Source organism: Nocardiopsis oceanisediminis (assembly GCF_048595525.1).
Lineage (GTDB): Bacteria > Actinomycetota > Actinomycetes > Streptosporangiales > Streptosporangiaceae > Nocardiopsis_A > Nocardiopsis_A oceanisediminis.
Map to the genome: position 1 here is coordinate 5,080,731 of NZ_JAFMZJ010000001.1, position 19,621 is coordinate 5,100,351.

At 76.9% G+C, this 19,621-nt stretch carries 17 protein-coding genes; 5 read left to right on the plus strand and 12 right to left on the minus strand.

The genetic code is table 11. From position 1 onward, the window contains the following. Positions 1-75 precede the first annotated feature (75 nt). The 10 genes from J0910_RS22230 to J0910_RS22275 form a co-directional block, all read right to left on the minus strand. Positions 76-1,194: a glycosyltransferase family 4 protein gene (locus J0910_RS22230; RefSeq protein WP_420162056.1), complete on the minus strand. Its 1,119-nt coding sequence runs from the start codon at positions 1,192-1,194 to the stop codon at positions 76-78. A gap of 90 nt (positions 1,195-1,284) precedes the next feature. Next, the gene (gene murJ, locus J0910_RS22235) at positions 1,285-2,925 is read right to left on the minus strand and encodes a murein biosynthesis integral membrane protein MurJ (RefSeq protein WP_420160477.1); all 1,641 of its coding nucleotides are present in this window, start codon (positions 2,923-2,925) and stop codon (positions 1,285-1,287) included. A 2-nt stretch (positions 2,926-2,927) separates the two neighbouring features. Continuing rightward, complete coding sequence (locus tag J0910_RS22240; RefSeq protein WP_420160478.1) at positions 2,928-3,785, minus strand: hypothetical protein; 858 nt, start codon at positions 3,783-3,785, stop codon at positions 2,928-2,930. 32 nt (positions 3,786-3,817) lie between these two features. Further along, on the minus strand, positions 3,818-4,876 hold the full coding sequence (locus tag J0910_RS22245; protein WP_420160479.1) for a copper transporter: 1,059 nt from the start codon (positions 4,874-4,876) through the stop codon (positions 3,818-3,820). After that, entirely contained in the window at positions 4,873-6,078 is a 1,206-nt protein-coding gene (steA, locus tag J0910_RS22250; RefSeq protein WP_420160480.1) for a putative cytokinetic ring protein SteA, read from the minus strand. The genes J0910_RS22245 and steA overlap by 4 nt, the downstream gene beginning before the upstream one ends. Before the next feature lie 94 nt (positions 6,079-6,172). Continuing rightward, positions 6,173-7,873 (minus strand): DNA repair protein RecN, encoded by a 1,701-nt coding sequence (gene recN, locus J0910_RS22255; RefSeq protein WP_420160481.1) that lies wholly within the window; start codon positions 7,871-7,873, stop codon positions 6,173-6,175. A gap of 59 nt (positions 7,874-7,932) precedes the next feature. Beyond that, entirely contained in the window at positions 7,933-8,874 is a 942-nt protein-coding gene (locus J0910_RS22260; RefSeq protein WP_420160482.1) for an NAD kinase, read from the minus strand. Positions 8,875-8,906: 32 nt separating this feature from the next. Next, a complete protein-coding gene (locus J0910_RS22265; protein ID WP_420160483.1) occupies positions 8,907-9,707 on the minus strand; it encodes a TlyA family RNA methyltransferase in 801 nt (266 codons plus the stop codon). 882 nt (positions 9,708-10,589) lie between these two features. Continuing rightward, positions 10,590-10,763 carry a hypothetical protein gene (locus J0910_RS22270; protein WP_420160484.1) on the minus strand — a complete coding sequence of 58 codons (174 nt, stop codon included), beginning with the start codon at positions 10,761-10,763 and terminating at the stop codon, positions 10,590-10,592. 4 nt (positions 10,764-10,767) lie between these two features. Continuing rightward, positions 10,768-11,583, minus strand: a complete 816-nt coding sequence (locus J0910_RS22275) for a hypothetical protein (RefSeq protein WP_420160485.1) — start codon at positions 11,581-11,583, stop codon at positions 10,768-10,770. A gap of 123 nt (positions 11,584-11,706) precedes the next feature. Here J0910_RS22275 and J0910_RS22280 point away from each other — a divergent pair, with 123 nt between their 5' ends. The 3 genes from J0910_RS22280 to J0910_RS22290 are packed head-to-tail and all read left to right on the plus strand — an operon-like array spanning position 11,707 to position 14,402. Further along, the gene (locus J0910_RS22280; protein ID WP_420160486.1) at positions 11,707-12,057 is read left to right on the plus strand and encodes an SCP2 sterol-binding domain-containing protein; all 351 of its coding nucleotides are present in this window, start codon (positions 11,707-11,709) and stop codon (positions 12,055-12,057) included. Positions 12,058-12,103: 46 nt separating this feature from the next. Further along, positions 12,104-13,390, plus strand: coding sequence for a DUF1015 domain-containing protein (locus J0910_RS22285; RefSeq protein ID WP_420160487.1), 1,287 nt, complete (start codon positions 12,104-12,106; stop codon positions 13,388-13,390). A gap of 43 nt (positions 13,391-13,433) precedes the next feature. Further along, positions 13,434-14,402 carry an HAD-IIA family hydrolase gene (locus J0910_RS22290; RefSeq protein WP_420160488.1) on the plus strand — a complete coding sequence of 323 codons (969 nt, stop codon included), beginning with the start codon at positions 13,434-13,436 and terminating at the stop codon, positions 14,400-14,402. Positions 14,403-14,639: 237 nt separating this feature from the next. On the opposite strand, the gene J0910_RS22295 is transcribed toward J0910_RS22290, so the two are convergent. Continuing rightward, entirely contained in the window at positions 14,640-15,068 is a 429-nt protein-coding gene (locus tag J0910_RS22295; RefSeq protein WP_420160489.1) for a single-stranded DNA-binding protein, read from the minus strand. A gap of 137 nt (positions 15,069-15,205) precedes the next feature. Between J0910_RS22295 and J0910_RS22300 the strand changes: the two genes are divergently transcribed. Continuing rightward, a complete protein-coding gene (locus J0910_RS22300; RefSeq protein WP_420160490.1) occupies positions 15,206-16,195 on the plus strand; it encodes an MBL fold metallo-hydrolase in 990 nt (329 codons plus the stop codon). 1,398 nt (positions 16,196-17,593) lie between these two features. Here J0910_RS22300 and J0910_RS22305 read toward each other — a convergent pair. Further along, the gene (locus J0910_RS22305) at positions 17,594-18,004 is read right to left on the minus strand and encodes an NUDIX domain-containing protein (RefSeq protein WP_420162057.1); all 411 of its coding nucleotides are present in this window, start codon (positions 18,002-18,004) and stop codon (positions 17,594-17,596) included. 202 nt (positions 18,005-18,206) lie between these two features. On the opposite strand from J0910_RS22305, the gene nhaA reads away from it, so the two are divergent. After that, complete coding sequence (nhaA, locus tag J0910_RS22310) at positions 18,207-19,451, plus strand: Na+/H+ antiporter NhaA (RefSeq protein WP_420160491.1); 1,245 nt, start codon at positions 18,207-18,209, stop codon at positions 19,449-19,451. Positions 19,452-19,621: the final 170 nt, after the last annotated feature.

Here is a 19,621-nt window from a genome sequence, read left to right on the forward strand (position 1 = left end):
GATGACGACACCGCCGTTGGATTAGGGATACTCCCCTCACGTCGGGCCAGAAGGCCCGAGCACTAATAATGCCATCTAATCCCGGTTCCGTGAACACGTCGCGGAGTTCGCTCGCTCACAGGCCGCGACCGAAAGGTACACCCGTTCCAGCTGGTCGACCGCGTCCGACTCGCCGGGCAGCGCGGCGGCCGCGGCCGGCGCCGCCGCGGACAGCCGCTCGGCCAGGCCCGGCTCGTCCAGCACCCTGCGCACCGCGCGGGCCAGCTCCGCGGCGTCCCCCGGCGGCACCAGCAGCGCCGAGTCCTCGTACAGGTCGGCGATCCCGCCCACCCGGGCCGCCACCACCGGCAGCCCGGCGCGCAGCGCCTCCATCACCACCAGGGACGGCCCCTCCCACCGGCTCGGCAGCACGAACGCGTCGGCGGCGGCGAGCAGCTCGGACACGTCGCCGCGGTGCCCGAGCAGCCGCACCGGCAGCCCGGCCGCGTCGATGCGCTCCTGCAGCGGACCGCGCAGCGGGCCGCCTCCGGCCACCGCGAACAGCGGCGCGGGCTCGCGCGCCCCCAGCTCCTCCGCCGCCTCCAGCAGCACATCGAGCCCCTTCTGCCCGGCCAGCCGCGCCACGGTCAGCAGCAGCGGCCGCCCCGGGGCGGCGCCCAGCTCGGCGCGGACCCGCGCGCGCGGCCGGCGCGGCTCGGGCAGCGGCGGGGCGGCCACCACCGCCAGGCCGGTGCCGCGCGCGCCCAGCGCCGCCATCCGCCGGACCAGGTCCCGGGAGACCCCGAGCACCGCGTCGGCGCGGAGCGCGACCACCCGCTCCAGCGCCGGGTAGGCCAGCGCCCGGACCCCGCTCGCCTGCGGCGGGGCGTTGTGCACCGTCACCACCAGGGGGCGCGCCCCGGACAGCGCGCACAGCGCCCCCGCCCGCACCCCGTGCGCGTGCACCGCGTCGGCCCCGCGCAGCATCCCGCCGAGCCGCGCCGCCGCGGCCAGGTCGCGCACCGGCCGGGGCTCCGCGCCGATGTCGACCGGGGCGAACCGCGCCCCCGCCGCCGCGAAGCCGAACCGCCCACCGGTCCCCTCCGGCCCCAGCACCGCCACCCGGTGCCCCCGCTCCGCCAGCCCGGCGGCGACCGACCGCACATGGCCGCCGACCCCTCCGCTGCTGGTGCCCAGCACCAGCGCGATCCGCATCCCGTCCACCCCCGTGGCCCCTTCCTCCTCGTACGCCCCTCCGGCCCCGCCGCGCCCTCCGCCCCGGGGCCGCGTGCGCGCCGGTCTCCGTCACCGCTCTTCCCCGTCCTCCCGGTCCGCCTCCGCCCGGCCGGAGCGGCGCAGCCGGGCCGGCGCGGAGCGGACCGTCCCGCCGTCGATGAGCAGCGCCACCGCACCGAACACCAGCAGCGCCACCGCACCGGCCGCCCCCGCCGCGGCCAGGCCGCCGCCGGTGCCCGTGCCCGCCCACCCGTGCACCGCGCCGGCCGCCCGGGCGCCGGCCGGCCAGGCCGCCGCCGCGCCGACCGCGGCGGCCAGCAGCGACCGGCCCAGCCCGGCCAGCGCCAGCCCGCCGTGCGCGGCCCGCACCGCCGCGCCGAGCAGCACCGCCGCCAGGGTCAGGCCGGCCGCCGCCCCGGCCCCCAGCCCGGCCACCGCCCACCCCCGGGGCACCGCCGCCACCAGCACCGACGCCGCCGCCATCACCACCACCCAGCCGGCGACCTGGGCCGCCGCCGCCTCCCGGCCCCGCCCCGAGGCGTACAGCGCCCGGCTGAAGAGCGCCACCAGGCCGAACCCGACGATGCCCAGGGCGTACACCGGGAGCGCCCGGGCCAGCGGCTCCGGGTCGGCGGCCGCGAGCAGGCCGGAGACCGGCCCGGCCGCGGCCGCCAGCGCGGCCGCCAGCCCCGCGGTGACCACCGTGCACACCCGCGCGCCCGCCGCCAGCACCCCGGCGAACCCGGCCGCGTCGCCCTCCCCGTGGCGCACCGCCAGCGCGGTGAACGCGCTGGTCGCGATGGGCACCGCGACCACCCCGTAGGGCAGGGTGAACAGCGCCCAGGCGTAGCTGTACAGCACCGCCGCCCCGGCACCGCCGCCCCAGTTGGCCAGGGCCACCGAGAGCAGCAGCGCCAGCTGCATCGCCACCAGCGGCAGCAGCGCGGCCGCCGCCAGCGACCGGGCCCGGCGCCCCTCCCCCTCGGGGAAGGAGAGGCGGGGCCGCAGCCCCAGCCGGAGCCGGAGCGCGGGCACCAGCGCGGTGCCGAACAGCGCGGCCACCCCCACCGTGGTCCCCGCCGACAGGGTGAGCTCGGCGGCGGCGCCCAGCCGCCCGGGGTCGCCCCGCCCCGCACCGCCCAGCGGCACGAAGGCGACGTAGGCCCCCGCCACCACCAGGCTCGACACCAGCGGGGCCAGCGCCGGGGCGAGGAACCGCCGGTGCGCCTGGAGGATCCCGTACAGCACCGCCGCCAGCCCGTAGAAGACGATCTGCGGCGCGAACACCACCAGGAACCGCACGGCCAGGCCCAGCACCTCCTCCCGGTCGCAGCCGGCCGCGCCGCCCAGCATCAGCGCCATCACCGGCCCGGCGACGGCCGCCAGCAGCAGCGCCAGCGGGACCGAGACCAGCACCACCCAGGTGACCAGGGCCGAAGCGGTCTCCCGGACCCGCTCGGTGTCGCCGCGGGCCGCCGCCGACGCCAGCAGCGGCACCACCGCGCCGGCCAGCGCGCCGCCGATGGCGATCTCGAACAGCACGGTGGGCAGCTGGTTGGCGGTGACGTAGGCGGTGCCGGTGCAGGTGTCGCCGACGGTCTGGGAGAACACCACGGTGCGGCCGAAGCCGGCGATCCGCGCCAGCCCGGTGACCGCGGCGATCAGCGCGGCGGCCCCCGCGACCCCCGCACCCAGGCGGAGCGGGCCCACCGTCAGCGCCGCCCCGCCTCGTCGATCCGGCGCAGCACCCGGTTGCCCGCGATCACCTTGGAGAAGCTGACGTACTCGCTGGCCGCGGTGAGCCCCGCCACCCCGGCCAGCAGCGCCAGCCGGGCCGGGCGGGGCAGCGACGCCGCCGCGGCGGCGCCCAGCAGCGCGCCCATCGCGTTGGCCCCGGCGTCGCCGAGCATCGCCCGCTCCCCCAGGTCCTCGCCGACCAGCGCGGCCGTCGCCCCGCACATCGCGCCCACCGCGCCGGAGGCCGGGCCGGCCAGCCCGGCCGCGCCCGCCGCCAGCGCCACCTTCGCGGCGCGCCCCGGGCGCAGGTCGAACAGGTTGAGCAGGTTGGCGGCCCCGGCGATCAGCGCGCCGTCGACCAGCACGTCGAGCGGGCGCCGGCCGAGCATCGCGGCGGCCGCCAGCCCGGTGCCGCCGATCCCGGCGATCTTGACCGCGCCGGTGGTCACCTCGCCGCGGGCCAGCGCGGCGAGGTGGCCGCGGAACCCGCGCGCCCCGGCCCCGCCGGACAGGTCGTCGTAGCAGCCGAACGCCGCGGCGCCGGCCGTCGCGGCCAGCGCCGAGGCGCGCACCCGCCGGTCCAGCCCGGGGGCGGCGAGGATGCCGGCGCAGGTGCCGGCCGCCACCGCGGGGCCCTCCAGCAGGGTCACCTCCTCGCCGCGGAAGTTGGTGCGCGACCACACGTCCCGGGCGTGCTCGGCGACGCGGAACACGCCGCCGGCCGCGCCGGGGCCGGGGCCCCGCTCGGGCAGCGCATAGGCCGCCCGGGCGGCCGCGGCGCCCACCGCCGCACCGACGGCGGCGCCCTTCCACCCGGTGGCTGTGAACGGCATGGGGGACTCGCTTTCGAAGGTTCAGGGGTTGGTCACGGCCGCCCCTCCGGCGGGGACCGGCGCTCGGAGCCGGCTCCGGAGGCGCCCTCCCCGTCCTCCCCGTCCTCCTCGGAGGCGCGGGAGGCGGGCAGCGGGTCGGGGACGAAGGACTCCGCGCCCTCGCCGGTGCCGAAGTGCCCGGTGTCGCCGTCGGCCGCGGCGGCGAGGGCGAGCACCGCGGCCACGTCGCCGGCGGGCCGCCCGGCCGCGTCCGCGGTGGTGTAGCGGGCCTCCTCGGTGCGGGCCTGGGCGATGACCCCGCCCGGGGCCGCGGCGGCGGCCCCGCCGACCAGGATCGCGCCCTTCTCGGTGCCGCCGTCGTTGAACGCCCGCAGCAGGGCGGTCATGATCGCGTTGCCGGGCGGCTGGTCGCCGCCGTCCTCGCCGCCGCCGGGGAACGGCGCCGCGGGGGCGAGCACCACCGCGATGTCGGCGGCGCCGGCCGGGGCGCCCTCGGAGGCGAGCAGGTCGGCCTCGGCGAACCCGGCCAGTACGGTCTCCGCGTCGAAGCCGCCCTTCTTCTCGCCGTCCTCCTTGTCGGCGCCCTTCTCCGCGCGCTCCGCGGAGACCGCCGCCGCCAGCAGCGACCCGGCCCGCTCGTAGGGGCCGTCGCCGGACGGCTCGGCCCCCTCGGAGAGCTGCTCGGTGAGCTCGTCGACGAAGGCCGAGCGGGAGGTGTCCAGGTAGGAGTCGGTGAAGGCGATCCGGCCCTCGACCGACCCGCCGGCCTGCTCGATCCGCTGCTCCACCCCCTCGCGCAGCGCCTCGTCGGTGCCGGGCGAGGAGACGATGACCACGTCCTCGCCGTCCAGCCGCCCGTCCAGGACGTCCTCGGCGAGCGCGGCGGTCATCTGGTCGGCGCCCTCGCCGAACGCCTCGGAGCCCTCCTTGTCCGCGCGCAGCCGGTCGCTCTGCTCCCGCAGCTCGCCGGTCTCCGACTTCAGGGTGTCGAGGAGGGGGTCCTGCAGCATGGTGGTGCCCAGCACCAGGCCGACGGCCAGGGCCAGGAAGACCGCCACGATGGACACCAGGTGGTAGCGGAAGTCGATCACGTGAACAACCCCGTCAGCCAGTAGAGGAACGTGTCCCAGCGCGCCCCCGCGCCGGTGAGGAAGACCTGGCCTGCCGGGGAGCTCCACAGCGCGGCCACGACGGTGATCAGCGAGGCCGCCACCAGCGCCAGCAGCGACCAGGGCGAGATGCGGCTGCGGTAGAGCCGGCTCACGCCCTTGGCGTCCACCAGCTTGCCGCCCACCCGCAGCCGGGTGAGGAAGGTGCTGGCCATGCCGGCCCGCCCCTTGTCGAGGAACTCCTCCAGGGTGGCGTGGGTGCCCACCGCGACGATGAGCGAGGCCCCCGCGTCGTCGGCCAGCATCATCGCGACGTCCTCGCTGGTCCCGGTCGCGGGGAAGACCACCGCGTCGTAGCCCAGGTCGGTGAGGCGCTTGAGGCCCGGGGCGCGGCCGTCCCGGTAGGCGTGCACCACCAGCTCGGCCTGGCAGGCCAGCACCCGGTCGGAGACCGAGTCGAAGTCGCCGACGATGATGTCCGGCCGGTACCCGGCCTCCACCAGGGCGTCCGCGCCGCCGTCCACCCCGATCATCACCGGCCGGTACTCCCGGATGTAGGAGCGCAGCGCCGCGATGTCCTCCCGGTAGTGGTAGCCGCGCACCACGATCAGCACGTGCCGGCCCTCGATCGGGGTGGCGATCCGCGGCACCCCGACCCCGTCCAGCAGCAGCGCGCGCTCCCGCTTGAGGTACTCCATGGTGTTCGCGGCGAACGCCTCCAGCTGCACCGACAGCCCGGCGCGCGCCGCCTCCATCGCCTCGGCGACGGACTCCTCGTCCTGCACCGCGCCGGTGGCCACCACCCGGTCGCCGCGGAACAGGGTGCCGCCGTCCAGGCGCAGCACCTCGCCCTCGCGCACCCGCGCGAAGACCTCCGGGTCGACCTCGTCGACCAGCGGGATGCCCGCCTCCACCAGCAGCTGCGGGCCGAGGTTGGGGTAGCGCCCGCTGATGCCGGTGGCGACGTTGAGCACCGCCGCGACGCCGCAGCCGACCAGCGCCTCGGCGCTGACCCGGTCCAGGTCGACGTGGTCGATGACCGCGATGTCACCGGGTCTGAGGCGCTTGGTCAGGTTCTTGGTGCGCCGGTCCGCGCGGACCGGTGCGACCATGCCGGACGGCCCGTCGCCCCTGGGGCGGCGGAACCGGACGAGTCTGGCGCCGAGCGCCTCCGGGACCTTCATTGCTCGCATCTTGCCAGAGGGCCCGGGGCAATCGGCATAACGCTGCGCAGCCCGGCGTGTTCACACCGTCATGAATATTTTTGTCCGGAACGCGTCATCCGACCCGGTCCCGCTCGGCCATCGAGAGCAGCTCCTCGGCGTGCGCCCGGCCCAGCTCGGAGTCCTCCAGGCCGGCCAGCATCCGGGACAGCTCCCGGGCCCGGGCCGCCCGGTCCAGCCGGGTCACCCCGCTCTCGGTCACCGTGCCCTCCTGCGATTTGCGCACCACCAGGTGGTTGTCGGCGAACGCCGCCACCTGCGGAAGGTGGGTCACCACGATGACCTGGGAGTTGCGCGCCAACCGGGCCAGCCGGCGGCCGATCTCCACCGCGGCCTTGCCGCCCACGCCCGCGTCGACCTCGTCGAAGACGAAGGTGGGCACCGGGTCCGCCCCGGCGAAGACCACCTCGATGGCGAGCATCACCCGGGACAGCTCACCTCCGGAGGCGCCCTTGTGCAGCGCCAGCGCCGGCGAGCCCGGGTGCGGCGCCATCAGCAGCTCGATGTCGTCCCGGCCGTTCGGGCCGAACTCCTCGCCGGTGGTGACCCGCACCTCCACCCGGGCGTGCGGCATGGCCAGCTCGGTCAGCTCCGCGGTGACCGCCGAGCCGAACCGCTCGGCGGCCGCGGTGCGCAGCCCGGTCAGCTCCGCGGCGAGGCCGTCCATGGTCTCGGCCAGTTCGGCCTGCTCGGCGCGGAGCGCCTCGCCCCGGTCGTCGTCGCCGTCCAGCTCCGCCAGGCGCTTGGCCGCGTTCTCCGCCCAGGCCAGCACATCGTCCACGGTCTCGCCGTACTTGCGGCACAGCTGCCCGAGCAGCGCCCGGCGCTCCTGGACCGCCGCCAGCCGCGCCGGGTCGGCCTCCACCGACCCGGCGTAGGAGGCGATCTCGGTCGCCGCGTCGCCCAGCAGGTAGGAGATCTCGTCCAGCCGGTCGGCGACCGCGGCCAGCGACGCGTCGTGCTCGCGCACCGCCGACAGCGCCTGCCGCGCGGCCGCCAGCAGCCCCACCGCGTCGGCCTGCACCTCCGCGGCCGGGTCACCGGTCAGCGCCTCGTGCGCGGTGGTCGCGGCGACGCGCAGCGCGTCGGCGTGCGACAGCCGGGTGTCCTCGGCCAGCAGCTCGGCGTCCTCCCCGGACACCGGCTCCGCGGCGCTGATCTCCTCCAGGCCGAAGCGGAGCAGGTCGGCCTCCTGGGCGCGCTCCCGGGCGCGCTCGGTGATCTCGGCCAGCTCGTCGGCGACCTCGCGGTGCCGCCGGTAGGCGGCGGTGTAGGCGCCCAGCGCGCGCGCCAGGTCCGGGCCCGCGTAGCGGTCCAGCGAGGCGCGCTGCCGCTCGGCGCGGAGCAGCCGCTGCTGATCGGACTGGCCGTGCACGGCCACCAGGTCGTCGGCGAGGTAGGCCAGCAGGCTCACCGGGGCCGACCGGCCGCCCAGCGTCGCCCGGGACCGCCCCTCGGCGGAGACCGACCGGTTCATGATCAGCACGCCGTCGTCGAGCTCGCCGCCGGCCTCGGCGACCCGCTCGGCCACCCTGCCGCCCTCGGGGACGGCCAGCCGCCCCTCCACCAGGGCGCGGCCCGCACCCGGGCGGACCCGCTGCGGGTCGGCCCGGCCGCCGAACAGCAGCCCCAGGCCGGTCACCACCATGGTCTTGCCCGCGCCGGTCTCGCCGGTGACCGCGGTGAACCCGGGGGAAAGCTCCAGAACCGCGTCGTCGATGACGCCCAGACCCCGGATGCGGACTTCTTCGAGCACCGAACCCTCTCCTGCTTCCAGTCGTGGTGCCGCTCGCGCGGATCCGTCCGCCGTCCCGGTCAGAGGTCGCGCTCGGCGCGCCCCCGCCACCCTGCGACCGGCAGGCCGAACTTGGCGACCAGCCGATCGGTGAACGGCGCCCGCTGCAGGCGCGCCAGTCTGACCGGCACGTCTCCGCGCGTCACCTCGATGCGCGCCCCCGCGGGCAATTCGACCATACGGCGTCCATCGCACCAGAGCACGCCTTCGGGGGTGTCCGGGACGATCTCGAAGGCGATCACCGAGTCCGGGGAGACCACGACCGGCCGCGCGAACAGGGCGTGCGCGCCGATCGGCGCGACCAGCAGCGCCTCCACTTCCGGCCACACGATCGGCCCGCCGGCCGAGAACGCGTGCGCCGTGGACCCGGTCGGCGTGGCGCACACCACACCGTCGCAGCCCCACCGGGACAGCGGCCGCCCGTCGATCTCCAGCACCGTGTCGAGCATCCGCCGGGCGGTCGCCTTCTCCAGCGTCGCCTCGTTCAGCGCCCAGGTGCGCACCGGCGGGGCGCCGTCGCACCGCCCGCCGTTGTACACCGCGACGTCCAGCGTCATCCGCTCCTCGACGATGTAGCGGCGCTCGACCACGCTGTGCACCGTGGCGCCCAGGTCCTCCCGCTCGGCCTCGGCGAGGAACCCGACGTGGCCCAGGTTGATGCCGAGCAGCGGCGCGCCGGCCGGGCGGGCGATCTCCGCGGCGCGCAGCAGCGTGCCGTCGCCGCCGAGCACCATCACCAGCTCGGCGCCCTCGGCGGCCTCCGGGCCGCGCACCCGCTCCACCGGGTCCAGCTCGAACCCGGCGCGCTTGAGGTCGTCGGCCTCGTTCTCCAGCATCCGGACCACCAGCCCCGCCTCGGTGAGGCTGCGGTGCACCAGCTGCGCGCTGCGCATGGCCGCCCGCCGCCCGGTGTGGGCGAGCAGGAGCACGCTGCGCGCGCTCCGAGGGCCGGGAGAAGTCAACTGGGTTTCCTCTCTGAAAGATCGGCGGCCGCTCAGCGGGGGCCCTCCGCGATCGCGCGGGCCAGCGCCTCCTCGCGCAGCGGCGGTCCGCCCGCGCGCAGCCACAGGAAGTACTCGACGTTCCCGGAGGGGCCCGGCAGCGGGCTCGCCGCCACCCCCTCGGCGCCCAGCCCCAGCTCCGCGGCGGCGCCGGCCACCGAGCGGACGGCCTCGGCGCGCAGCTCGGGCTCGCGCACCACGCCGCCGGCGCCGACCCGCTCCCGGCCCACCTCGAACTGGGGCTTGACCATGAGCGCGAAGTCCGCCTCCGGGGCGGCGCAGGCGGCCAGCGGGGGCAGCACCAGGGCCAGGGAGATGAACGACAGGTCGCCCACGATCAGGGTCGGCGCCGGCCCGCCGAGGTCGGCCGGGGCGAGCTCGCGCACGTTGCACCGCTCCCGCACGTCCACCCGCTCGTCGCTCCGCAGCGACCAGGCGAGCTGGCCGTAGCCGACGTCGACCGCGTACACCTTCGCGGCGCCCCGGCGCAGCAGCACGTCGGTGAAGCCGCCGGTGGAGGCGCCGGCGTCCAGGCAGACCCGGCCGTCCGGGTCGATCCCGAACGCGTCCAGCGCACCGATGAGCTTGTGCGCGCCCCGCGACACGTACGACGGGGCGTCGTCCGGGGCCTTCACCACGATCGGCTGGTCGGTGCCGACCTGGGTGGCCGCCTTGCCGGCGGTCATCCCCGCGACGGCGACGTGCCCGCCGTCGATCAGCTCCGCCGCGTGCCCGCGCGAGCGCGCGAGTCCGCGTCGGACGAGTTCGGCATCGAGCCGACTGCGTTTGGCCATCGTGTTGAGTCCGCGCCTATCCCGAAGAAGTCTGCCTTAGGACGATACCCGCTTCCCGCCCCTCGCCCGGAGCCGAGCGCCGGCCGGGCGGCCCACCCTGATCACCGCCGCGCCGACCCGCCGCCCGAACCGGAGGCGGACGGCGCGGACGGACCTCGCGGTCGAACACACTATCGAACGGCGGCCTCGGATGCCGAGGATCCCGGAACCCCGCGGCACCGGGGAACGCGCGGGACCGGCTCCGCCGGGCGGCGCCTCCGGGGCCGCCGCAGGAGGTCCCGCCCCGGCCGGCGCGGCCCCAGCGGCACCGGGGATCGCCCCTGTCCGCGCCCCGGCGGCCGGAGAGGCCGCCGGGTATCGCGGGCGGCCGCGCGGTCCGCCCCGTGAGACGCCCGTCTCCCCGCGCCCCTCTCCCGGTGGTCTCGGCGCTGCGGCCCAGCCGAGACCGACGGGAAGGCGGGACGGCTCGAAGGCGAAGGGCCCGGACGACCGGCCGGTCGCCCGGTGGGGCCGCCTCGGGCTCCTCCGCCCGTCCTCGCCGGTCTTGGTGCCACGGGGGAATCGGAGCGCTCCGCCCCCCGCAGCTCCAAGACCAACGAGGAAGTGACACGGTACGCCGCCCGCCACGGGCCCACCCCGCGGAACCTCCCCGCAGCGGCCGCGGCGGCACCGGGCCCCGGACCGCCGCCTCCCCCGGCCCACGGCCGAACACTCCAAGCGGCCGACCGCATACCCGTCGGCCTCTCAGGGGTGCGGCCCGGCACATCGCGGACCGGCGGGCGCCCGCCCGCACCGCTCGGTACGGCACCGCTCCCGGCGATACCGGGGCCGACGCGGGAAAACGCCCCGCCCGCCTCCCGCCGGACCGCGAGGAGGGCCGGCTCAGCGCCCCTCCAGGCCCCCCAGCACGGCTGAGAGCTCGCGGTGCAGCTCGTCGAAGACCTTCGGGTGGTCGGCCACGGGCAGGCCGTCCAGCGCGGCCAGCCGCCGCCGGGCGCTCTCCAGGGTGCGCTCGGCGATCTCGGCGCCCGAGGGCGCCTCTCCCTCCTCCGGCACGGCGCTACCCCTTCTTCGCCGTGCCGGCGGTCTTCGACCGGGCGCCGGCCGTGCGCTTGGCGCCGGCCTTGGCCGCAGAGCCGGAGCTCTTGGCCGCGGAGCGGGTGCGACCGGAGGCCTTCTGCCCGGACTTGGCCCCGGCCTTCTTCGCCTCGGCGGGCTCCGCCTTCTCCCCGGGCTCCTGCTCCGGCTTCTCCGCGGCGGACTCCTCCTTCTCCCCCGCGGCCTTCTCCGGCTGCCCGGCGGGCGCCTTCTCCGCGTCCGCGCCCTGCGCGTCCTCCGCGGCGGCGGCCTTCTCCCCGGCGGCGGATCTGGCGGGGGGCTCCTCGGCCGCGGGGGCGTCCTTCTCCCCCTCCGCCTGCCCCGCCCCGGCCTTCCGCTCCGCGGGGGCCGCGGCGGGGGTCTGCACCGCGGGCTCCGGAACCGCCGACGCCCGGTCCTCCGCGCGCTCCTCCGCCGGGGCCGGGACGGGCCCGGCCGGCGCCTGGCGCAGCGGGGCGCGCACCCCGGCGAGCCGCCGCTCCAGCTCCGCCACCCGGCGGGCGAGCCGGTCGTACTCGGTGCGCGGCACCACGTCGAGCCGCTCCACCGCGGCGGCGACCTCCGCGGCGACCAGGGCGGCCAGCGCCTCACGGTTGCTCTGGCCGGTCTCGATCAGCTCCGCGGCGAGCGCCTGGATGCTCTGCCCCACGCCCTCCTCGGGAAGCTCCCCGCCGCCCTCTCTGATCAGGGTCCGCGCCGCGGCCACGGCGCGCTTGCGGGACGGCTCGGCCAGACCACTGGTGGCGTCCGTGTAGGCGCGCACCGCATCGACGACCATGGTGGGACTGCTCCTAGCGATCGACTGACTCCCCGGCGTCCGAGGGCCGCACACCGCCCGATCGTAGCGGGGGCGCGGTGCGCCCGAGGCCGAACCGGCCGAACCTGGGGCATCATGGTGGCCATGCCCAGCGTTGAAGAGTGCCGCGAAGCCATCGACCGGGTCTCCGGCCGGATCATGGAGGTCGACGAGACCGACCGCCGCAAGCACATCGTCGAGCGGAGCGTCAGCCTGGTCGTCAAGGACCTGGACACCGTCTTCGACATGCGGCTGACCGGGGACGGCCTGCAGGACGTGGCCTCCCGCCCCGCCTCCTCCCCCGGCGGCCGCGCCCAGGTGCGGATCGCCCTGGAGTCCGAGGACCTCATCGCGCTCGCCTACGACCGGCTGGAGCTCACCAAGGCCATGTTCTCCGGCCGGGTCAAGATCGACGCCAGCTTCGGCGACCTGATGCGCCTGCGCAAACTGCTGTGACATCGGCGACGGTTCCGCCCGGGCGCCCGGGCGGTATCGTGCCAGGGTGCGGAGATCGACGGCGGGCGGCACCGGCGCGGGCGCCCTGGAACTGGCCCCGCTGCGAGGGCTCCGGTACGCCGGCCCCGACGCGCGGGCCTTCATCGACTCCGGGCCGTTCGACCTCTCCCTCGCCCTGTCCCCGCCCTACGACCAGGTCGACGCGGAGCGCTACGCGCAGATGACCCGGGTCGAGCCGCACAACGCCGCCCGGCTCACCCTTCCCCCCAGCTACCAGGGGGCCGCACGCACCCTGCGCCGCTGGATCGACGGGGGCGTCCTGGTCCGCGACCGGCTCCCCGCCCTCTACCCCTACGAGCAGACCACCCCGGACGGGCTGCGCCAGCGCGGCCTGATCGGCGCACTGCGGCTGCCCCCGGCGGACGCCCCCGCGGTCCGGCCGCACGAGGCCACCGCCGAGGCCCCGGTCCTGGACCGGGCCCGGCTGATGGCCGCCACCCGCGCCAACCTGGAACCCATCATGCTGCTCTACCGCGGCGCGGGCGGGGCCGCCTCCCGGGCCGCCGAAGCACCCGCCGAGGCCGGCGCCGAACCACTGGTGGAGGCCGCCACCTCGGACGGCGTACTGCACCGGCTGTGGGCGGTCACCGACCCGGCGGTGCACGCCGGCGTCGCCGCCGACCTCGCCGGACGCACCGCGCTCATCGCCGACGGGCACCACCGCTACGCCGCCTACCGCCGGCTCCGCGCCGACCACCCCGCGCCCGGCCCCTGGGACCACGGGCTGGCGCTGCTGGTGGACTCCGACTCCTCGCCGCCCCGGCTCGGCGCGATCCACAGGGTGCTGCGCGGCCTGCGCGCCCGCGAGGCCGCGCACGCCGCCGAGCCGCTCGCCCGAGCCGACCCGCTGCCGCCCGGACCGCTGGAAGAGGCCGTGCGGCGCCTGCGCGCCGCCGCCGAACGGGGCCCCGTGCTGATCGCCGCCGACGCCGAGGACCGGTTCCTGCTGCACGGCTTCTCCGCCGGGGCGATGGAGGCCGCCGCCCCGGACCGCTCCGCGGAGTGGCGCGCCCTGCCCACCGCGGCCCTGGAGCGGCTGCTGCTGCCCGCCTGGAAGGCCGCCGAGGACGACGTCGAGCTGGTGCACGACGACCCGGCCGCCGCGCTGGCCGCCGCCGGCGGCGGTTCCCGCCCCGGCACCGCCGTGCTACTCCCCCCGATGCGCCTGGAGGACGTCTACCGGGTCACCGCCCGCGGCGAGCTCACCCCGCGCAAATCCACCTCCTTCGGCCCCAAGCCCCGCACCGGCCTGGTGCTCCGCTCGCTCGACTGACCCACCGAACCCGCCGCCCCGACCCGACCTCCGCGAGGAGAGCATGACCCTCAGGACCGCCACCCGGCCGCTGAACGCCCTCTATGACACCGCCCTGCTCGACCTGGACGGCGTCGTCTACGTCGGGGCCCGCGCCGTCCCCGCCGCCCCGGAGGCGGTGGCCAAGGCCCGCGCCTCCGGGATGGGCGTCGCCTTCGTCACCAACAACGCCTCGCGCACCCCCTCCTCCATCGCCGAACGCCTCACCCGCCTGGGCGTCGAGGCCGCCGCCCGGGACGTGGTGACCTCCGCCGAGGCCGCCGCCCGGCTGCTGGCCGAGCGGTTCCCGGCCGGCTCCCCGGTGCTCGTCGTCGGTGACACCGGGCTGCGCCTGGCCCTGATCCGGCGCGGCCTGCGCCCGGTCTCCCTCGCCGCCGAGGACCCGGTCGCCGTGGTGCAGGGGCACACCCCCCGGCTCAGCCACGACCTCGTCTCCCAGGGCGCCCTCGCGGTGGCCCGCGGCGCGCTGTTCGTGGCCGCCAACAACGACGCCACCGCCCCCGTCGAGGCCGGGATCATCCCCGGCAACGGCTCGTTCGCCCGGGTGATCGCGCACGCCACCGGGGTGGAACCGGTGGTCGCCGGCAAGCCGATGAAGCCGCTGCACGATGAGGGCGTGCTGCGCACCGGCGCCGAGCGCCCGCTGGTCGTCGGCGACCGGCTGGACACCGACGTGCAGGGCGCGGTGGCGCGCGGCGCCGCGAGCCTGCTGGTGCTCTCCGGCGTCACCGGAGCGCACGAGCTGGTCTCCGCCCCCGAAGGGCTGCGCCCCGACTACATCGCCTGGGACCTGGCCGGGCTGAACGAGGCGCACCCCGAACCGCAGGGCTGGCGTGCCTCGGTCCGCGGCGGCCGGGTGGAGCTCTCCGGCTCCGGCGACCGGCTGCACGGCCTGCGCGCGGTCTGCTCCGCGGCCTGGCGGGCGGACGGCCCGGTCGACGCCGGAGCCGCCCTGGCCCTGCTCGGCTGGTAGCCCCGGCGGGGCCGGACCGCCTCCGCCCGCCCCTCCCGCCTCCGGGCGGCCGGCCCCGCCCTGAGCCGGGAGCACCGGCCGGAGAACCCCGGCGCGGCCGAGGACCTGCCGGCCCCGGAGCGCGATGCGGGCCGCCGGAACCGGTGCGGCGGCCCCGTACCGCACGGAACCGCCGGCCCCGCCCCGCCGAAGGCCTTCCCGCGGCCCGGCGCCGGGCGTGAGCGGCCTCCGCGGGCGCTACGGCCGACCGGGCGGCGGGGCGCCCTCCCCTCCCGGCCCCGGGGGCGGCCGGTGGCCGGCCGCCCCGCCCAGCACCCGCACCGCCGTGACCTCCACCTCGACCACCCCGCCGGCGAACCCCCGGGACCTCCGGTACCGGCGGCGCAGCGCCCCCACCACGTGCACCAGGTCGCCGATCCGCCACCCCCGGGTGGCGTCCTGGATGTCCGTCCGGAAGCTCACGCAGGTGATCGAGTCGGCCTGGCGGCCGGCGCCGGCGGCCCCGTCCCCGCCCGGACGGGCCACCGTCACCCGCCAGGTCACCAGCCGGTCGCCGCTGGGCAGCTCGCGGACCGACGGCTCGGCCGTCACCCGCCCCTCCAGGACCACCTCGTTGCGGTGGCCGGGGCGCTCTGCGGTACCGGCGGCTGCGGTGGACGTGTGCATGCGGAACCTCCCTGATCGGCGCCCGCGGGCGCGGGCCGCGCTCACCGACCAGCATCGGCACCCGCCCCGCCGGGCACCACCCCGATTCCGGACCCTGTGGACAGGGCGCCGCGGCCCCGTGGGCTAGATTCGCTCCCGTGGACACGAGCAGCGAGCCCCGGCAGGGCATCACCGCACTGGGCGACGAGGTGTTCGCCATCGACACCCGGATGGCCGGCTACCCGGGCATCACCTCCAGCTACCTGATCCGCACCGAGCGGCCCTGCGTGGTGGAGGTCGGCACGGCGGGATCGGCCGAAGTGCTCCGGGACGGCCTGGCCGGTCTCGGCATCGGCCCCTCCGACCTGGCCACCATCGTCGTCACCCACATCCACCTGGACCACGCCGGCGGCGTCGGCGACGTCGTCCGGATGTTCCCCCGGGCCGAGATCGTGGTGCACGAGCGCGGCGCCCGGCACCTCGCCGACCCGGCCCGGCTGATGCGCTCGGCCCGGATGGTCTGGGGCGACAAGCTGGACGTCCTCTTCGGCGAGATGCGCCCCTCCGACGCCGCCCGGATCCGGGCCGTGGGCGAGACCGGCGAGGTCGACCTGGGCGCCGGCCGCAGCCTCTCCGCGCACTACGCGCCCGGCCACGCCAAGCACCACGTCGGCCTGGTCGACTCGGCCACCGGGGACCTCTACACCGGCGACGCCCTGGGCGTGTACAACCCCTACACCGGCGACGTCCGACCGGCCACCCCGCCGCCCGACTTCGACCTGGACGCGGCCCTGCGCACCCTGGACCTGTTCACCGGGATCGCCCCGCGCCGCCTGATGTTCTCCCACTTCGGCGCGGTCGACCCGGTCGCGGAGACGATCGACCGGGCCCGCGAGGAGCTGCACGCCTGGGTGTCGGCGGTCCGCGAGGCCCGCGCGAGCGCCGGCGACCTGGACCACGCCGTGGCCATGGTCCGCGACCAGGTCACCAAGCGCTACCGGTCGCTGCCGCCGGACGCCCCGGCCGAGGCCGCCGAGGTGATGGAGGTGCTGAGCGGCGTCGAGGGCAACCACGCCGGCATCTCGCACTGGCTGGACCGCCTGGAGGCCGAGCAGCGGGAGCGGGACGCGGCCGGCGGAGAGAGCTGACCCTCCCCGAACCGGCGGGCCCGAGAGGACGGGAAGAGCCGGAGCCTTCCGCATCCCGCCCTCGCCGGGCCCCGCCACCGCTGCACGGCGACGACCGGGGAAAGCGCAGTCGGCCGCATCCCCCGGCGCGGTGGCACGCGGAGTGAAGGTTCAGACCGGCGGCAACGGCAGAAGAAGGGCCGGGGCCGGGCGTCTCGGCCGGGCACGGTGTCCCACGGGGCCAGGGCCCAAGCGGGCAGCGACGGCACAGGCAGGGGCGGGGCAGAGTGTCCCGGCCGGGCGCGGCACCCCACGGAGCAAAGGCTCAGACCAGCAACGACGGCGCAGGCAGGGGGCGGGGCGAAGGCCTCACCCGGGCGCGGCACCTCGCGGGGCCCGGGTTCAAGCGGGCAGCAACGGCGGGAGGGGGCCGGGGGCGGCGTTCACCGGCCCGGCCCGCGTTCCCGGCGGGGAAAGCGGTGTTCCAGCGAAGGACCCCGGGCCCGCCCCACCAGCAGGGGGGTTATGTCCGCTTTGCCGGATCGCCGGGTGAGGTGGGGGCGCCCTGCGCACCTCGGCGGCACCCCCGATGACATCTACCGGCGAGTAGCACCCCCGGAAGCCCCGCCACCCTCTCCCCGGTCGCTCAGAGTGGCGAAAGCGGGGCCTTCCGGGGGGACGAATGCGACATCTCGCCCCTCCCGGCCCCTCCCCGGGGTTCCGGCCCCGCCTTTCCGGGCCTTCCCTGCGGCACGGATCCCCGAACACCGCCCAGAGCAGGGCCGTTCGAGCCTTCCGGGGCCCGATCCGCCCCGGGATGCGCACCCGGGAATCACCGGGGTGCTCTCGCGGTGCGCAGGGCGCCCCCCATTGCCTTCACTGTCCGTGTTCGCCCAGGTCGGGGAGGTACCGGTGATCACCGAGCGACCCGCCCGGGCGCCGGGGCGACGCGGGCGCGGCGATCCCGCCCCCTCACCCGCTCCCCCGCAGGCGACCCGCCGCCCCGGCCCCTTCCCGCCCTCGCCGCTCGTCTGTACCCCGACCCCGTGGGGCGCCGCGCCCGACCAACCGGCCGGCTTGGCCACCCCCTGCCGTCGCCGCCGGTCTGAGCCTCCACCCCGTGAGGCCCGCGCTCGACCGAGGCCTTCGCTCCGGCTCTTCCTCTGCCGTCGCTGCTTGCTTGAGCCTTCGCTCTGCGGGGCGCCGCACCCGACCGGACGGCCGGGATGCCCTCTGCCCTCGCCGCCGGTTTGGACCCCGGCCCCGTGGGGCGCCGCGCCCCACCGGCCACCCGGCCCCGGCCCTATCTCCGCCGTCGCTGCCCGCCGGAACCTTCGCTCCGCGAGACGCGCACCCGGACGGGACGGCGGTCCCCGTCCGCCGTCGCCGTGCGGAGGGGAGCGCACACCCTACGGCCTCTCAGCTGGGAAGCGGGGCCGCCCCGGGCAGCCCCAGGGCGCGCAGCAGGTGGTCGTAGATCCCGTCGTCCCAGGAGAGCAGCGCCTCGGGCAGCGCGTCGAACGCCCGCACCTCCACCGTCTCGAACGCCCCGCTCAGCGGGTGCAGCGCCCGCACCCCGGCGTAGGTGACGACCGTCGTGTGCCCACCGGCGAGTACGTAGTGGCCGGCCACGTGCACCTCGCCCAGCTCGGCGCCGGCCTCCTCCCGGGCCTCCCTGCGGACCGTCGCCTCAACGGTCTCTCCCGGCTCGGCGTGGCCGCCGGGGAACTCCCAGGCCCGCTCCCGGTGCCGGACCAGCACCGGCCGGTCCCCGTCGAACAGCAGGCACACCACGGAATCGTGCCGCTCCGGAAGCTCCCCCAGGCGGATCGACGCCCCGTTGAACCGCTCCGCCCCGCCCAACACAGCCCCCTCACCGAGACCTTCTCGAAGGGGGCATTCTATGACTTGCACCTCGACCTGGGCATATGAAAAAGTGGTCCGGTCCCGGCGGCGGTTCGGCCGAGCCGGGTTTCGGTGTGCCGGGAAGACTGGTCGGCAAGTCCGTAGCCGTCGTCTCCCTGGAGAGCATGTGACCTCCGTCTCCTCGCCCCTGCAGCGACTCGCCGACGCCCTGCGCAAGGACACCGTCGGAGGGTTCCTCCTCATCTCCGCGGCCGTGCTCGCGCTCGTCCTGGCCAACTCGCCGGCCGCAGGCGCCTACAACGCCGTCCGCGAGTTCGTCATCGGCCCGAGCGCCCCGCTCCACCTCGACCTGAGCATCGGCACCTGGGCTGCGGACGGCCTGCTCGCGGTCTTCTTCTTCATCGTCGGTGCTGAGCTCAAGCAGGAGTTCGTCCACGGCGAACTGCGCAACCCCCGCCGAGCGGTACTGCCGATCGTCGCCGCCATCGGCGGCATGGTCGTCCCCGCCCTGCTGTTCGTCGCCTTCAACCTGGCCCACCCCGACAAGATCGGCGGCTGGGGCATCCCGATGGCGACCGACATCGCCTTCGCGCTCGCGGTGCTCGCCATCGTGGGCCGCGGCCTCCCGCCCGCGCTCCGCACCTTCCTGCTCACCCTGGCGATCGTCGACGACCTCGGCGCGATCACCGTCATCGCGGTCTTCTACACCGACGACCTCTCCTTCCTCTACCTGATCGGCGCCGTCGTCCTCCTCGCCGTCTTCGGCTACCTGCAGCAGGGCCGCGGCCTCGCCGGCGCCCTGGACCGCTCCGCGCTGCCCAACTGGGTCGTCTACGTGCCGCTCGCCGTGGTCATCTGGGCCTTCATGCACGAGAGCGGCGTGCACGCCACCATCGCCGGCGTCGCGATGGGCATGCTGATGCGCAGCTCCACCCGGGACGGCGAGCACGAGTCCCCGCTGCACCACGCCGAGCACATGCTGCGCCCCTGGGCGATGGGCCTGGCCCTGCCGATCTTCGCGCTGTTCTCCGCCGGGGTCTCGTTCTCCGGGTTCGGCACCATGCTCACCGACACCGTCTCGCTCGGCATCATCGTCGGACTCATCCTGGGCAAGCTGATCGGCATCCTCGGCTCCGCCTGGCTCACCACCAAGCTGACCGCCGCGGAGCTCAACCCCTCCCTCGCCTGGAGCGACATCACCGGCATGTCGCTGCTGGCCGGGATCGGCTTCACCGTCTCCCTGCTGATCAGCGAGCTGGCCTACCCCGCCGGAACGGTCCTGGAGCACGCCAAGGGCGGTGTGCTGCTGGCCTCCTTCACCGCGAGCGTGCTCGCCTCCGGCATCCTGCTCCGCCGCAGCGCCCACTACCGCAAGAAGGGCGTCCCCGCCGAGACCGCGGGACGGGAGTAGCACCCGCGACCGGACCCGGCCCGGGACCGTCCGCAGCGGCACCTCCGCGCGGCGGGACCGGGCCTCCGCGCTTCCCGCCCCGGTGCGGCCGCCCCGGTCGGAACGGGCACCGGGCGGCACGGCGCACACGGCCTCCCCGACCGGAGGGCGGAACCCGCCGAGGCCGCTCG